At 70.5% G+C, this 16,018-nt stretch carries 10 protein-coding genes and 1 tRNA gene; 2 read left to right on the top strand and 9 right to left on the bottom strand.

Features of this window, described 5'->3' with window-relative positions:
• The first annotated feature begins 76 nt into the window (after window positions 1-76).
• Complete coding sequence (locus ACIBAF_RS47720) at window positions 77-1,048, top strand: IS630 family transposase (RefSeq protein WP_399472860.1); 972 nt, start codon at window positions 77-79, stop codon at window positions 1,046-1,048.
• Between the two features lie 444 nt (window positions 1,049-1,492).
• On the opposite strand, the gene ACIBAF_RS47715 is transcribed toward ACIBAF_RS47720, so the two are convergent.
• The 3 genes from ACIBAF_RS47715 to ACIBAF_RS47705 all read right to left on the bottom strand — a co-directional run bounded on the left by ACIBAF_RS47715 (window position 1,493) and on the right by ACIBAF_RS47705 (window position 3,865).
• A complete protein-coding gene (locus ACIBAF_RS47715) occupies window positions 1,493-2,224 on the bottom strand; it encodes a hypothetical protein (protein WP_006376607.1) in 732 nt (243 codons plus the stop codon).
• A gap of 441 nt (window positions 2,225-2,665) precedes the next feature.
• Entirely contained in the window at window positions 2,666-3,628 is a 963-nt protein-coding gene (locus ACIBAF_RS47710) for a recombinase zinc beta ribbon domain-containing protein (RefSeq protein ID WP_399472858.1), read from the bottom strand.
• Window positions 3,629-3,640: 12 nt separating this feature from the next.
• Entirely contained in the window at window positions 3,641-3,865 is a 225-nt protein-coding gene (locus ACIBAF_RS47705) for a DNA-binding protein (RefSeq protein WP_334578215.1), read from the bottom strand.
• Window positions 3,866-4,073: 208 nt separating this feature from the next.
• Between ACIBAF_RS47705 and ACIBAF_RS47700 the strand changes: the two genes are divergently transcribed.
• Window positions 4,074-5,594 carry a tyrosine-type recombinase/integrase gene (locus ACIBAF_RS47700; RefSeq protein WP_399472855.1) on the top strand — a complete coding sequence of 507 codons (1,521 nt, stop codon included), beginning with the start codon at window positions 4,074-4,076 and terminating at the stop codon, window positions 5,592-5,594.
• Between the two features lie 155 nt (window positions 5,595-5,749).
• Here ACIBAF_RS47700 and ACIBAF_RS47695 read toward each other — a convergent pair.
• The 6 genes from ACIBAF_RS47695 to ACIBAF_RS47670 form a co-directional block, all read right to left on the bottom strand.
• Window positions 5,750-5,823, bottom strand: a tRNA-Thr gene (locus ACIBAF_RS47695).
• Window positions 5,824-5,931: 108 nt separating this feature from the next.
• Window positions 5,932-7,509 carry an alpha/beta hydrolase gene (locus ACIBAF_RS47690; protein WP_399472853.1) on the bottom strand — a complete coding sequence of 526 codons (1,578 nt, stop codon included), beginning with the start codon at window positions 7,507-7,509 and terminating at the stop codon, window positions 5,932-5,934.
• A 131-nt stretch (window positions 7,510-7,640) separates the two neighbouring features.
• The gene (locus ACIBAF_RS47685; protein ID WP_399472851.1) at window positions 7,641-8,846 is read right to left on the bottom strand and encodes a DNA polymerase III subunit delta'; all 1,206 of its coding nucleotides are present in this window, start codon (window positions 8,844-8,846) and stop codon (window positions 7,641-7,643) included.
• An 88-nt stretch (window positions 8,847-8,934) separates the two neighbouring features.
• Window positions 8,935-12,162: a dTMP kinase gene (gene tmk, locus ACIBAF_RS47680; RefSeq protein WP_399472849.1), complete on the bottom strand. Its 3,228-nt coding sequence runs from the start codon at window positions 12,160-12,162 to the stop codon at window positions 8,935-8,937.
• A gap of 200 nt (window positions 12,163-12,362) precedes the next feature.
• On the bottom strand, window positions 12,363-15,200 hold the full coding sequence (gene topA / locus ACIBAF_RS47675; protein WP_399472846.1) for a type I DNA topoisomerase: 2,838 nt from the start codon (window positions 15,198-15,200) through the stop codon (window positions 12,363-12,365).
• A 337-nt stretch (window positions 15,201-15,537) separates the two neighbouring features.
• Window positions 15,538-15,735 (bottom strand): hypothetical protein, encoded by a 198-nt coding sequence (locus ACIBAF_RS47670; RefSeq protein ID WP_399472844.1) that lies wholly within the window; start codon window positions 15,733-15,735, stop codon window positions 15,538-15,540.
• Between the last annotated feature and the right edge of the window lie 283 nt (window positions 15,736-16,018).

The following is a 16,018-nucleotide window of genomic DNA, read 5'->3' as shown; positions in this document are numbered from 1 at the left end:
CGAGTACTTTCTGGGGGCGGCCATGGTCGATGTTCCTCTCATGAGAACCATCTGACCCTCTGTCAACACACTCCGCATCTCGGGGGAACCTCAGGACGAGGACACCGTCCGCGATGTGATCCACAAGTTCAACGAGATCGGGCTCGCATGTCTGAACCCTCGCTGGGCGGGAGGCCGTCCCCGCCTCCTCGATCGTGACGACGAGGACTTCGTCGTCCAGACGGCCACCACCCGCCCGACCGTCCTGGGCAAGCCCTTCACCCGCTGGTCGATCCGTGAGCTCGCCGATCACCTGCGACGAACCAGTGCCCACCCCGTCCTCATCGGACGGGAGGCCCTGCGGTGCTTACTCGCCCGCCGCGGGATCTCCTTCCAGCGCACGAAGACCTGGAAGGAGTCCTCGGACCCCGACTTCGACGCCAAGCTGGCCGGGATCGAGTACGCGATCAACGAGCGGCCGGACCGCACCTTCGCGTTCGACGAGTTCGGGCCCTTGGGAATCCGCCCCACCGCCGGCTCCTGCTGGGCCAAGCAGACCCGGCCCGAACGTCTGCCGGCCACCTACCGGCGCACCCACGGCATCACCTACTTCCACGGCTGCTACTCCATCGGTGACGATCAGATGTGGGGCGTCAACCGGCGCCGCAAAGGCATCGACCACACCTGGGCCGCGCTGAGAACGATCCGCGCGGCCCGCCCGGACGGCGCCCCGATCTACGTGAACCTGGACAACCTCTCCGCCCACTTGAACTGGCGAATCCGCAGGTGGGCGACCCGCAAGAAGGTCGAGCTGTGCTTCACTCCGACCTACGCGTCCTGGGCCAACCCCATTGAGGCCCACTTCGGACCACTACGGCAGTTCACCCTGGCCAACTCGAACCATCCCAACCACACCATCCAGACCCGGGCCCTGCACGCCTACCTGCGCTGGCGCAACCAGAACGCCCGCCACCCCGACGTCCTGGCCGCCCAACGACGCGAACGTGCCCGAATCCGCAGCGAAAGAAGCAACCGCTGGGGCGGCAGATCCCTACCCACCGCGGCCTGACCACTCAATGCGGTGGACCTTCCTGGTCACAGCACAAGCCGCAGCCGGAACGTGACGGAGCCCGGGAGCATGTCCAGCTCCCGGGCTCCAGCTTGCCACCCATTTGCGCACACCGGCGGCGTTTAAGAACCGCGGGTCATGTTGAGATCGACGTGTTCTGCCTTTGAACTACAGCGCCACGAGAGAGGCGCCGGGGGGACTTGAACCCCCATCCGTCGATGTTCGCCCACGCTCGGTCGATCCGGTGTTCGGCGGCGAATACTGAGACTGGAGCGAGAATCTGAGTTTCATGGGGCCGCCTCTGCCAGGCTTGGGCCACCCCCGCACGTGGTGCGGGGAGAGGGATTCGAACCCCCAACTGACACCCCTTCATCAGCTTCAACATCAGTTTCAGCTTGCGCTCATCGCGCACCCTCCGCTCGCGACGGAGGGCGTATGTGGGGGCTACCGGAAGAGGTAGCCGAATACCGCGTCGCCGACCCGCTGGTCGGTGACCTCGGTGTTGTTCGCCTCCTCGCGGGCGAACTTGACGGACTGCTGGAGCTTCTCGACGCGGTCGAGGAGCTCGTTGACCCGCCGGGCGGGCAGCGCGCCTGAGAACTTCACCGTAGTCCAGTAGCCGACCGGGACGTCCTCGTAGTACACCTCGACCTGCGCCGGGTGCTTTTCCGTGGCCTCGGCCTTCACGTGGTTGCGCGGAACCTTCTTTGTGCGGATGGTCCGCACCGGATCCGTCTTCCACGAGTCCGTCGAGGGGTCCAGGTTCCACGACTCGGAGGCGTCGAGCACCGGCAGCTTGCGCACGAAGGTGTGCAGGTCGGTGAGTTGCTTCTCCAGGAACAACAGGTACGGGACGGGCACCTGGGGCAACAGCACCGTACCGTCGACCACCACGTCCGCGACCGCGGACCGGTTCGCCCAGTCCTTCGTCGCGGTCACGTCGAAGAGCCGCGTCAGCGTCCCGGCGGTCGCCCGCAGAGCGTCCTCGGCCTTGATCTGCACCCGCGTGGACTCGGGCGGCAGCTGCTCGCCCTCTTCGTCCTTGGGCTGGTAGGTCCGGGAGATGCCGGCCAGCAGGGCGGGCTTCTGCACGTCCTGGTGAGCCTGGGTGAGCTCCTGGAGAGCCTTGGACTTGACGCCCTTTTCGACTGCGATGATCTGATTCAGCTTCGGCACACGGCGAACCTAACAACTCCGCGCCGCACGCACATCCGATTAAGCGCCTGGCCGAGAGGGCGGGGCGGCGAGTGTGAGCCCGGACCGGGGCACGAAGGTCATCAACCGTAAGGCGGCCGCCCGGCCGGCGGCCCGTGCGGTGCATCGCAAGGCGGAGGGCCACGGCTCCTGCCGGGGACGTACCTCGGTGGTCCGACAACGCGTCGAGGCGCAGTGTCGGCCCTCGCAACACGGTGAACCTTCGCGGTCACAGCACTAGGCCGTTTAGCTCGGGGTTCTGCGCCACGCCTCGCGCTGTGATGATCGCAGTGACGGGCATGCGGCGGCGGCTGGTGGACGGTGCGCGATGGCGGGTGCGGACGGAGGTTACGTGGCGTGATCTGCCACCCAAGTGGCTGGCCGCCCGCGCGACCTAAAACACGGCCTAGCCGGGCCGCCCGTCTACGCGGCGAGTTCGCTGTGCCAGGTCAGCGTGACCCGGTCATCCACATCACGCACCCCGCGCGCCCGCGCGGGGTAGACCTGCACCTTCTCCAACATCAGCACGACCAGGGACCGCTTGGATCGGTGCGGTGCGTGTTCCCACCAGCGCGCCAGATCCTCGACGCCGCCGATCGGCACATCTACGGCCTGCTCCAGGTACCGCAACCGCGCCCGGCAATTCTTCAGGCTGTCCCGGATCCGTCGGTCAGCAGCGACAAACGCGGCCCGCGACAGAGCGCCCTTCTCGTACGGCTCGGCAAGTTCGGCCCGCGACTTCTCCAGGTCGTTGATCTGGCCGCGCACCTGGTCGGCCTCGGCGGCCATGTTCGCGCGGGCCGACTCCAGCGCGGCGCGCGCACCCGGGCGCGCCAGTTCACCGAGAACGTGCTCGGCGACGTATTCCTCAAGCAGCGACGCGGTGATGCGGACCTTGCCGCATCCGCCGCGCCCCTCGAAGTTGGTCGGACACCGGTAGGACGGCGTGCCCGCGCTGGTGCGACCACCGGTCAACTGCTGCGCGCACTGACCGCATTCACTGAGTCCGCCCGTCAGCAGGTACTCGTAGTCGTCCTCGCGGGGCTGACCACTGCGGACGCTTCCGGGCCGACTGGGACGATTCTCCTGTAGCCATAGGAACTCTTTTGGTTCGATCAGCCTCTCCAGGCCAGTCTCGCGCAGCTCGCCAGAGTTAGGATCGCGCTCCAGTCCGGCGATCGCCGGATTGTCCAGCAGGCGGCCGAGCGTCATGGAGTTCCACTCGCCGCCCATCGTGCCGCGGTGGCCCTCAGCCGTCATCCAGGCCGCGACGTCGGCCTGCGACTGGCCGACCCGGATACGGCTGACGGCCTCACGTACGACTTGCCGCTCGTCGACGCGGACACGCGTCCGTGCCTGGTTGTCGAAGCCGTACAAGCGCGGCATGCCAGTTCCCCATCACTCAGCGGGCTGCGGCCGTTCGCGCCGCAGCGAGCCAATCCCCAACGCCTCCCACAAGGCAGCCGTCGGTATGCGGATGGTGCTACCCATCATCAGCGTCCGCACTGGAAACTGCCCCAGCTTGATCAGGTCATACGCCTTGTTGTGGCCGATCCCCAACGCGCGGGCTGCGGTCACGACGTTGACCGTTGCGGGCAGCGCCAGAACTTCTTCCAGGCTCATCCCGCGGTGGTCGGTAGCCGGAGTGCTAATCGTCGCCATATTCGTTGTCGCGTTCTCCCCCGCGCCAACCTGCGCACACGATACACGGGCAGCGCCGGGCCGTCCCCGGCAACATCGGTAACAATGAGCGCCGAAAGTGATAAGTGAGCGTGGGGGTGGTCAGGTGTTCGAGGACAAGACGTTCAAAAGGTGTGCCTGCAAGGGGCCGTTGACGGACGAGGACGGTACGCCCGTTCTCGACGCAGACGGCAAGCAGAAGATCGGCCACCTGGAGCGCGCCTGCCCCCGGCTGAAGGAACGCAGCCACGGCTCGTGGTACTACCAGATCGAACTGGAGCGCGACGGCACCGGCAAACGCAAGCGCGCCCGCGAGGGCGGCTTTGCCACCCAGGCCGAGGCCGCGGCCAAGGCCGAGGAAGTCTGGCGAGCCTCCAAGGCCGGAGTGAACGTCCTGTCGGACGAGACCGTCGCCGAGTTTCTGGCCCGCTGGCTCAAGAAGAAGAAAACCGAGCTGAAGCGGACCACCGCCCACGAGTACGAACGCGACATCCAGCTGTACCTGGCACCGCACCTCGGAGCGCTGAAGATGCGCAACTTACGCGCCCGCCACGCCCAGGGCATATTCGACTGGATCGTCTCCGACAACGAGCGCCGAGTGGAGCACCGGACCAAGGTCGCCGAACTCAAGGAGGCAGCCGACAAGGCGTCCGCCGCCTGGCGTGAGGCGGCGACCGGCACGCCCGACGAGAAGAAGGAGCGGGCCCGCCTGCGGGCGGTGTGGACGGCAGCCCGCGACAAGTACCTGGCCCAGCGCAAGAAGCTGCAGCGGACCACCGGCCCGGCCACCATGGTCAGCATCAAGGCCACCCTGTCGTCCGCGCTCAGCGACGCGGTGAAGGAAGAGCTGATCGCCAAGAACTACGCAGCGCTCCTGACCCTCCCCAAGGTGACCAAGCCTCGCGCGCTCGCCTGGACCGCCCCGCGCGTCGCCCGCTGGAAGCGCACCGGGGAGAAGCCGTCCCCAGTCATGGTGTGGACGCTGCAACAGACCGCCGAGTTCCTGGACTTCATCGTCGCCGACCGCCACTTCCCCGCCTGGCACCTGGTCCTCTTCCACGGCCTGCGCCGCGGCGAGCTGGCCGCGCTCGCCTGGGACGAGGTGGACCTGGCCGAGGAGGTTATCCACGTCAGCGAACAGCTGGTGTCGATCTCGTACGAAGTCCATGAGGACGACCCGAAGGCTGACAGCGTCCGTGACATCAAGCTCAACCGGGACTCGGTGATGCTACTGAAGGCGTGGCGCAAGAAGCAGGCCGCCGAGCGCAAGAAGTGGGCGAAGGCCGGCGTGCCCGCCAAGTCCGGCAACCGGGTCTTCACCAAGGAAGACGGCTCGGCCTACCACCCTCAGTTCTTCACCGACCGCTGGGACCGGCTCGTGGAGCTGTCCGGGCTGCCGCCGATCCGGCTGCACGACGGCCGCCACGAGGCGGCGAGTCTGGCGCTGGCCGCCGGCGTCGCCCCGAAGGCGGTGCAGGCGATGCTCGGACACGCGTCGATGCGGATGACGACTGACACCTACCAGACGGTGTTGCCCGAGATGCACGCCGCCACGGCCTCGGCGTCCCTGGACCTTCTCACCGCGTACCGGGAGAAGGAGAAGAAGTCCGCGAAGAAGGCCAAGAAGAAGGCGAAGAAGAAGACCAAGGGACCGGCCGCCGAAGCGGCCTGACGGAGCCTGGGGCCAGCTTCGCCCCCGCCCGGGCCCCAGCTTGGCCCCATCGGTCCCATTTCAAGATCGATCAAGGCAGTGGTTTAGACCATGAAGTGATCAAAGAAAGCGTAAAGGGCCAGGTCAGAAGCTATGACCTGGCCCTTCCTCATCGGAGCCGCCTTCGGGATTCGAACCCGAGACCTACGCATTACGAGTGCGTTGCTCTGGCCATCTGAGCTAAGGCGGCGCGCTGTCCGCACCATGGTGCGATCAGCAACGTCGGTAAGTCTACACAGTTTCCGGGGGTGCTCCGAACACACCCCGGAAGCCCCGGTTCCGGGGTGGCCGGCGGCGGCTACTTGCAGCGTTTGCCCTCCGTCGGAGGCGTTCCGTGCAGCAGGTAGGCGTCGATCGCGGAGTCGATGCAGGCGCTGCCGCGGCCGTAGGCGGTATGGCCGTCGCCCACGTAGGTGAGGAGGCGGGCCGAGGCGAGCTGGTGGGCGAGGGACCGGGCCCAGCGGTACGGGGTCGCCGGGTCGCGGGTGGTGCCGACGACGACGATCGGGGCGGCGCCCTTCGCCTCGATGCGATGCGGCTCGCCTGTGGGCCTCACCGGCCAGTACGCGCAGTTCAGGGCGGCCCAGGCGAGGCCCTCGCCGAACACCGGGGACGCCTTCTCGAAGGACGGGAGGGCCTTTTCCACCTGCTCGGGGGTGGCGAAGGCGCCGGGGAGGTCGAGGCAGTTCACGGCCGCGTTGGCCGACATCAGGTTGGCGTAGCGGCCGTCGGGGTCCCGTTCGTAGTAGCTGTCGGACAGGGCGAGCAGGCCCGCGCCGTCGTTGTCCTTCATCGCCGAGGCCAGTGCCTCGCGCAGCTGCGCCCACGTGCTCTCGTCGTACATCGCCGCGATCACGCCGGTGGTGGCGAGGGCCTCGCCGAGCCTGCGGCCGTCCGGGTCGCCGGTGGGGATCGGGTCCGTGTCGAGCTTGCGGAAGAAGGCCTTGAGGTTCGCGCCGACCTTGGCGGGAGCGGTGCCCTTCCGGCCGAGCGGGCAGTCGGGCTGCCGTGCGCAGTCCTTCGCGAACGACTGGAACGCCGTCTCGAAGCCCGCCGTCTGGTCCAGGTTCAGCCGGAGGGCGGGCAGCGACGGGTCCATCGCGCCGTCCAGGACGAGCCGACCCACCCGGTCCGGGAACAGGCCCGCGTACGTCGCCCCGAGGAACGTCCCGTACGACGCCCCCACGTACGTCAGCTTCCGGTCGCCGAGGACCGCGCGCAGGATGTCCATGTCACGGGCCGCCTCCACGGTGGAGACGTGCCGCAGCAGCCGCGGCGAGTGCGCGCCGCACCCTTGCGCGAACTCCTTGTACGCGTCGACGAGTTCACCGGTCTCCCGCTGATCGTCGGGGGTGGTGTCCGTCTGCGTGTACGCGTCCATCTCCCGTCCGTCGAGGCACTCCACGGGCTCGCTGCGGGCCACGCCCCGCGGGTCGACGGCGACCATGTCGTAGCGGGCGCGGACCTCGGCGGGGTAGCCGATGCCGGCGTACTGCTGGAGATAGCCGACCGCCGAACCGCCCGGCCCGCCCGGGTTCACCAGCAGCGAGCCGAGCCGCTTGCCCGGGCCCGTCGCCTTCTTGCGGGCGACCGCGAGCCGGACGTCGCCCGCCCGCGGCTCGGCGTAGTCGAGGGGCGCCTTCATCGTGGCGCACTCGAAACCGGGGACGCCGCAGCCGCGCCAGCTCAGCTTCTGCCCGTAGTACGGCGAGAGCGCCGACGGCGTGGCCCGAGGCAGCGCGGCGAGCGCCGCCACCGCCGTCGAACCGGCGGAACTCGTCGACCCCCCGGCGGAGCAGCCGGAGGCGAGCAACGCCGCGAAAGAGAGCAGGGTGACGCCGGTACGGAGCCTGCGGGGGGAGCGCCTGAGGTACATCCAGCGAGCGTAACTCTGCGCGACGCACCGAATGCCGTACGTGCGGGAACCGCCACGGACGAGCTACCCCGTCAACCCGGTGTCGGCCCTCACCCTCCCCTGCCGCCCCGTGATCAGCCCCTCGGCCGAGGTCACCCGGCTCTCAGGGCCATCGTCATCGCCTCCACCGCCAGCAGCGGAGCCACGTTGCGGTCGAGGGCATCTCTGCAGGCGGCGATGGCCTCGATGCGGCGCAGGGTGGTCTCCGGTCTGCTGTCACGGGCGAGCCGCTCCAACGCGTCCTCGGCGTCCGCGTTGGCGATCGCGACACGGGAGCCGAGCTGAAGGGCGAGGACGTCGCGGTAGAAGGCGGTGAGGTCGGTGAGCGCGAGGTCGAGGCTGTCGCGCTGGGTACGTGTCCTGCGGCGCTTCTGCCTGTCCTCCAGGTCCTTCATCACGCCCGCCGTGCCGCGCGGCATCCGTCCGCCCTGGGCCGCCCCCAGGGCCGCCTTCAACTCCTCGGTCTCCTTGCCGTCCATCTCCTCCGCGAGCTGCTTGGCATCCTCGGTTGCCGCGTCGACCAACTCCTGGGCCGCCTTCAGGCAGCCGCCGACGTCGCCGATGCGCAGGGGCAGCTTCAGCACGGACGCACGGCGCTCGCGGGCGGCGGGGTCGGTGGCCAGGCGCCGGGCCCGGTCGACGTGTCCCTGCGTCGCCCGGGCAGCGGCCGCGGCCACGGCCGGCTCGATGCCTTCGCGCCGTACGAGCATGTCGGCGACGGCGTCGACGGAGGGGGTGCGCAGGTTCAGGTGCCGGCAGCGGGAGCGGATGGTGGGCAGCACGTCCTCCAGCGAGGGGGCGCAGAGCAGCCAGACCGTCCGCGGGGCGGGTTCCTCGACCGCCTTCAGAACGGCGTTGGCGGACTTCTCGTTCAGCCGCTCGGCGTCCTCGACGAGAATGACCTGCCAGCGGCCCGTGGCGGGCGAGGTGTACGACTTGCGGACGGTGTCGCGCATGTCCTCGGCGAGGATCTGCGAGCCGACGGCGGCGACGGTGCTGACGTCGGCGTGGGTGCCGATGAGCGCCGTATGACAGCCGTCGCAGAAACCGCAGCCGGGGGCGCCGCCGAGTGCCCGGTCCGGGCTCACGCACTGCAGGGCGGCGGCGAACGCCCTCGCCACCTGGGCGCGGCCTGCGCCCGGCGGGCCCGTGAACAACCAGGCGTGCGTCATCTTCGACGCCTCGGGCGGCGGCAGGGCGGAGATGGCCGCGGTGACGAGCGCGTCGGCGTCCCGAGCGGCAGCGGCCAGCTGCTCACTCACCTTCTCCTGCCCGACGAGGTCGTCCCACACGGTCATGCGTCACGCCGCCCTTTCGTCACGTTTCGCGGTGCGGGTTCCATTGTGCGGGGACCCACTGACAATCGAGCGGCCGGCCGCACAACGCTCAGCGCCGACGTCCCCGGCCGCCGCCGCGGCCCTCGTCGTGGCCGTGGTCGTGGCCGTCGTCGTCCCGGTGCGGTCCCAGCAGTTCGTCCGCCAGCGAGGGCAGGTCGTCCAGCGGGGTCTCCTCGGCCCAGTCCCGCCGGGCCCGCTGCCGGGGCGCGCCGCTCTCGTCGATCTGCGGCAGCTCGCGCGTACGGTCGTCGCCCCCGCCGGGCCGCGCCCCGCCCCGTTCGTCTCGGAAGTACCCCGGCGGCACCCGGTCCGAAGGACTGTCGTCCCGCACGGGAGGCAGTACGGCCGTCTCGTCCTCGGGGCCCTCACCGCGCACCGGGGGCAGCACCGCCGTCTCGTCCGCCGCTCCCGGCGGCGTCGAAGGCTGCGGCAGCTCGGCCGTGACCTCGGCGTCGGCGCCCCCGGACGGCCGGGAGGTCTGCGTCTGCGACTGCTCGGGCTCCTTGCCCATCCGGATCGGCGGCAGCACGGCCGTCTCGTCCAGCGGCCCGCCCGACGCGTTCGTCGGCGTCACCACCGGCGTCGGCACGGTCGTCGCCTCCGGCGGGACCGCCGGGGTCGCGGGATTCACGGTCGTGGTGGGACGCGGCGGCTTCGGGCCGACCTGCGCCGCCGCCGCGGCCTGCTCCGCCGCGCGCCGGGCCGCCTCGGCCCGCAGCAAAGCCTCCTCGGCCTTGCGCTGCTTCTCCAGACGCAGCGCCTCGGCCTCGGCGCGCAGCCGCGCCTCCTCCTCGGCCTGCCTGCGGCGCCGATCCTCCTCCGCCCTGCGGCGGGCCTCCTCCTCGGCGCGGGCCTTCTCCTCCGCGAGGAGCCGGACCCGCTCCTCCTCGGCACGCCGGCGAGCCTCCTCGGCGCGCAGCCGGGCCTCCTCGGCCTGCCGTTCCGCCTCACGCCGCTGCGCCTCCTCCAGCTCGCGCCGCTTGCGCTCCTCCTCCTCGGCGCGCAGCTTGGCGAGCTGCTCCTGGCGCTCGCGCTCCAGGCGCTCCTCCTCGGCCTTGCGGGCGGCCTCTTCCTCGGCCTTGCGGCGGGCCTCCTCCTCGGCCTTCTTGCGCGCCTCCTCCTGGGCCTTGATCTCGGCCTCGGACAGGGGCAGCAGCTGGTCGAGCCGGTGCCGGACGACGGCCGTGACGGCCTCCGGCTCCTGGGCCGCGTCGACCACCAGGTAGCGGCCCGGGTCGCCGGCGGCCAGCGTGAGGAAGCCGGAGCGCACGCGCGCGTGGAACTCGGCCGGCTCCGACTCCAGCCGGTCCGGGGCCTCCGTGAACCGCTCGCGGGCGGCCTCCGGGGACACGTCCAGCAGGACCGTCAGATGCGGCACCAGGCCGTTCGTCGCCCAGCGCGAGATCCGCGCGATCTCGGTCGGGGACAGGTCACGGCCCGCGCCCTGGTAGGCGACGGACGAGTCGATGTACCGGTCGGTGATCACCACTGCGCCGCGCTCCAGGGCGGGCCGGACGACCGTGTCGACGTGCTCCGCACGGTCCGCCGCGTACAGCAGCGCCTCCGCGCGGTGCGAGAGCCCGGCGCTGGAGACGTCCAGCAGGATCGAGCGCAGCCGCTTGCCCACGGGGGTGGCCCCCGGCTCGCGCGTGAGGACGACCTCGTGGCCCTTGGCCCTGATCCACTCGGCGAGCGCCTCGGCCTGGGTGGACTTGCCGGCGCCGTCACCGCCCTCCAGGGCGATGAAGAAACCGTTGGCGGCCGGGGTCTGCACCGGGTCGTCGCCGCCCAGCAGCGCGTCCCGCAGGTCCTGTCGCAAGGGGACGCCGGAGCGGTCGTCGACCTTGGCCAGCACCAGGGCGGCCACCGGCAGCAGCAGCGCGCCGACCAGCATCAGGGTGAACGCGGCGCCGCCGTGCGCGAACACGAACTTGCCGTTCTCCAGCCGGTGCGGCCCGATGAGCGCCGCCACCAGCGGGGCGATCACCGCGCCCAGCGCCACGACGACCCGCACGACCGCGTGCAGGTGCTCCGTCGTCCGCGTCCGGCGGTGTTCCTCCGTCTCCTGGTCGAGCAGCGTGTGCCCGGTGTTGGCGGCGACGCCCGCGCCGACGCCGGCCAGGGCCGAGATCAGCAGCACGCTGGTGACGTCCGGAACCAGCCCGGCGGCCAGCAGCGCCACGCCCGTGAAGGCGATGGCCAGCGCGAGCAGCCGGCGCCGGGACAGCGCCACCAGCATCTTCGGCGCCGTACGCACGCCCACGCCGACCCCGCCGGTCAGCCCGAGCACGAGCAGCCCGTACATCACCGGGCCGCCGCCCAGGTCCTTGGCGTGCAGCACGGCCACCGCGACGGCGGCCGAGATCGTCCCGGCGACGGCGGCGCAGGCGAGGACCAGCAGCGGGATCGCGCCCGTGCGGCCCGCGTCGACACCGGCGGCCGCCCTGGGGCGGCGCAGTCCTTCGAGCGGCGACCGCGCGCGCGGGGTGCGCACCGACGGCAGCTCCAGGAACGTCACGATGGACAGGGACCCGGCGAACAGCCCCCCGGCGACGTACGAGGCGAGGGCCGCCTGGTGCTGGCCGAACCACTCGATCCCGGTGCCCAGAAGATTGTTGAACAGTGCCGCGACGACCAGGGTGGCCGCACCCAGCGGGATCGTCACGAAGCTCGTGCGCAGCGACAGGCGGCGCAGGGCGTCCATGTGGTCCGGCAGGGGGCGTACGGTCGCGCCCTCCAAGGGCGGGGCGGGCAGCAGGGCGGGGGCCGCGCTCTCGCGGGCGACCGTCCAGAACCGCTCGGCGACCCCGGTCACGAACACCGTGACGAGCAGCAGGGCCAGTGCGTCGTCCGGCGTCCAGTCGATCCACAGGGGCGCGACGATCAGCAGCGCGGCGCGCAGGCCGTCCGCGCCGACCATGGTCCAACGGCGGTCGAGCGGGCCGTCCGGTGAGGTCAGTGACGTCAGTGGGCCCAGAAGGACGGCGCCGAAGAGCACGGTGGCCAGAATGCGCACCCCGAAGACGATCGCCACTGCGAACGCCACGCCCCGGTAGCCGCCTCCGAAGGAGCCCTCGGCGATGGCCGCCTGGAGGACGAGGAGGACGAACACCAGGAGTGCGAGGGCGTCTCCCACACCGCCCACCAGTTGCGCGCTCCAGAGCCGCTTGAGCTGCGGCTCGCGCAACAGGGCGCGCACGGCGCGCTCGCGGGAGTCCGCCACCAGGGCGTTGTCCGGGGCCGGGTGGTGGGCCGTTGGCTGCTCGGCTCGCGTCATGCATTCAGCCTATCGGCCGCGACTGACAGTCCGAGTCCCCCGTCCGCACGTACGACCGCCCCGACACCAAAGTGATGCCGGGGCGTTCGTTTCGCGAACCCACCGTGAAGGAGTCGTGGCTCGGCTCAGCCGTGCGGACCGTCCTCGGCAGAGCGATCGGGCGCGGTGCTTCCCCGAGCGGCCGGTCCCTCGACGAGCGGTCAGTCCTCCGACGAGGACGGGGAAGCCGTCGCCTTCTTCGCGACCGTCTTCTTCGCCGCCGTCGTCGTCTTCTTCGCGGTGGTCGTCTTCGCGGCTGTCGTCTTCGCGGCGGTCTTCTTGGCCGGGGCCGCCTTCTTCGCCGTCGCCTTCTTCGCGGGAGCCTTCTTGGCCGTCTTCTTGGCCGGCGCCTTGGCGCGCTTCTCGGCGAGCAGTTCGAAGCCGCGCTCCGGGGTGATCTCCTCGACGCTGTCGCCGGAGCGCAGGGTCGCGTTGGTCTCCCCGTCGGTGACGTACGGCCCGAAACGACCGTCCTTGACGACGACCGGCTTTCCGCTGACCGGGTCCGCGCCCAGCTCCTTCAGCGGCGGCTTGGCGGCGGCCCGGCCGCGCTGCTTGGGCTGGGAGTAGATCTCCAGCGCCTCTTCGAGGGTGATCGTGAAGAGCTGCTCCTCGGTCTGCAGCGACCGCGAGTCCGTGCCCTTCTTCAGGTACGGCCCGTAGCGGCCGTTCTGCGCGGTGATCTCCTGGCCCTCGGCGTCCGTGCCGACGACGCGCGGCAGGGACATCAGTTTGAGGGCGTCCTGCAGCGTCACCGTGTCCGGCGACATCGACTTGAACAGCGAAGCCGTACGGGGCTTGACGGCGTTCTTGCCGGTCTTCGGGGTGCCCTCCGGGAGGATTTCGGTGACATACGGGCCGTAGCGGCCGGCCTTGGCGACGATCTGGTGGCCGGTCTGCGGGTCGGCGCCCAGCTCGAAGTCGCCGCTCGGCTTGGCGAGCAGCTCCTCCGCGAGCTCGACGGACAACTCGTCCGGCGCGAGGTCCTCGGGGACGTCAGCGCGCTGGTGGCCCTCCGCGCCCTTCTCCCCGCGCTCGATGTACGGGCCGAAGCGGCCGACCCGCAGCACGATGTCACTGCCCACGGGGATCGAGGACACCTCGCGGGCGTCGATCGCGCCCAGGTCGGTGACCAGTTCCTTGAGGCCGCCGAGGTGGTCCCCGTCGCCGTTGCCGGCGTCGGCCGCGCCGCCCTCGGTCGTGCCCTCGCCGAAGTAGAACCGCTTCAGCCACGGCACGGACTGCGCCTCGCCGTTGGCGATGCGGTCGAGGTCGTCCTCCATCTTGGCGGTGAAGTCGTAGTCGACGAGCCGCCCGAAGTGCTTCTCCAGAAGGTTGACCACGGCGAAGGACAGGAAGGACGGGACGAGTGCCGTGCCCTTCTTGAACACATAGCCGCGGTCGAGGATCGTGCCGATGATCGACGCGTACGTCGACGGTCGGCCGATCTCGCGCTCTTCGAGCTCCTTGACCAGCGACGCCTCGGTGTAGCGGGCCGGGGGCTTGGTGGCGTGCCCGTCGACCGTGATCTCCTCGGCGGACAGCGCGTCGCCCTCGCCGACCTGGGGCAGGCGGCGCTCGCGGTCGTCCAGCTCGGCGTTCGGGTCGTCGGCGCCCTCGACGTACGCCTTCAGGAAGCCGTGGAAGGTGATCGTCTTACCGGAGGCGCTGAACTCGACGTCCCGGCCGTCGGCCGCCGTGCCGCCGATCTTCACCGTGACGCTGTTGCCGGTCGCGTCCTTCATCTGGGAGGCGACCGTCCGCTTCCAGATCAGCTCGTAGAGCTTGAACTGGTCGCCGGTCAGGCCCGTCTCCGCAGGCGTGCGGAAACGATCACCCGAGGGGCGGATCGCCTCGTGCGCCTCCTGCGCGTTCTTGACCTTCCCGGCGTACGTGCGCGGCTGGGCCGGCAGGTAGTCGGCGCCGTACAGCTGCGTGACCTGGGCGCGGGCGGCGGAGATCGCCGTCTCGCTCAGCGTCGTGGAGTCCGTACGCATGTACGTGATGTAGCCGTTCTCGTACAGCTTCTGCGCGACCTGCATGGTGGCCTTCGCGCCGAAGCCGAGCTTGCGGCTGGCCTCCTGCTGCAGCGTCGTCGTACGGAACGGGGCGTACGGCGAGCGGCGGTACGGCTTGGACTCGACGGACCGGACGGAGAAGTTCGTGTTCTCCAGGGCGGCGGCCAGGGCGCGGGCGTTCGCCTCGTCGAGGTGGAGGATGTTCGCGCTCTTGAGTTGTCCCAGGGAGTCGAAGTCGCGGCCCTGCGCGACCCGCCTGCCGTCGACGGTCTGCAGGCGCGCGACCAGCGACGACGGGTCCGACGGATCACCGGCGCGGCCGGTCGCGAAGGTGCCCGTCAGGTCCCAGTACTCAGCAGAACGAAACGCGATGCGCTCGCGTTCCCGCTCGACGACGAGTCGCGTCGCGACGGACTGGACGCGGCCGGCCGACAGGCGCGGCATGACCTTCTTCCACAGGACCGGCGAAACCTCGTAGCCGTAGAGGCGGTCGAGGATACGGCGGGTTTCCTGGGCGTCGACGAGCTTCTGGTTGAGCTGGCGCGGGTTGGCGACGGCGGCCCGGATCGCGTCCTTGGTGATCTCGTGGAAGACCATCCGCTTGACGGGGATCTTGGGCTTGAGGACCTCCTGGAGGTGCCAGGCGATCGCCTCGCCCTCCCGGTCCTCATCGGTGGCGAGGAAGAGCTCGTCGGACTCCTTGAGCAGGTCCTTGAGCTTCTTGACCTGGGCCCGCTTGTCGGCGTTGACCACATAGATCGGCTGGAAGTCGTGCTCGACGTCCACACCGAGACGGCGGACCTCGCCGGTGTACTGGTCCGGCACCTCCGCGGCGCCGTTGGGAAGGTCGCGGATGTGCCCGACGCTGGCCTCGACGATATAGCCGGGGCCGAGGTAACCCTTGATCGTCTTCGCCTTGGCAGGCGACTCGACGATCACGAGTCGGCGGCCGCCCTTCGCGGTCTCGCTGGTCGGGGACAACTTCGCTCTTCTCTCCGGTCGACGCTGGGGCCTCCCCAGGCCTTGCTCCCGGGGTCGGGTCATGGTGACGCTGCGGAGTGTGACGGTACATCCCGCCCCCGTGTCAAACGGGAAAAGCCCGCAACGGCCACTCGAACGGTAACCCGACTACCGCCATTCCTGCCGCCCGGAGTACCGACCGGCCCTTTTCCGTACGACCGGAACGCGTGCTCTCCCTTACCGGCGTGACCACGCTCACTCGGTCGCACGGGGGTCCGGAGCGATCCTCGAAGTCCGGCGCGAAGTCGGTCCCGGAGACGGCCCCGAAGACACTCGGGACGTGGTCCCGGAGGTGGATTCAGAGGCGGGTGAAGCACCAGGTTCCGACGGCCAGCGCGGCGACCGCGGCCACGGTTGCGAGGGTCGCCGATGCGACGGGGCTCACACCGTGGGCCACGGGTTCACGGTGCCGCACCCGGACCGCGGTCCACATCAGCAGCGCGCCTCCGAACAGGACGAACACCGTTCCCGCGAAGACCGTCGGCCCACTCTCCATGATCGCCCGCCCCCCATTTCTCCCACCCGCGCATGCCCCAGCCCCGGGAGGCTGTCACGCGCGGGCGACCCCCCAGCGAACCCAAGGTGAACGCCGGAACTACGGGCGGGGTCGGGGGCCGGGGCGCGCCGGGGCTTGGGGGCGGAGGCCGAGGCCGGGGCGAAGGCCGAGGCCGGGGCCCGGGAGCCGGGGGGGTGCCTCTATGTCCTTCGTCAAGGCACCTCTGTCGGGTTTGGGGTGGTTCAGGGTTGCTGGGGTTATGCGGCGAGCTCGACGCCCTTCG

Source organism: Streptomyces sp. NPDC051677, assembly GCF_044453465.1.
Taxonomy (GTDB): Bacteria; Actinomycetota; Actinomycetes; order Streptomycetales; family Streptomycetaceae; genus Streptomyces.
Note: the sequence above shows the minus strand (reverse complement) of the source record. Positions and strands in the feature narration are given on the sequence as shown.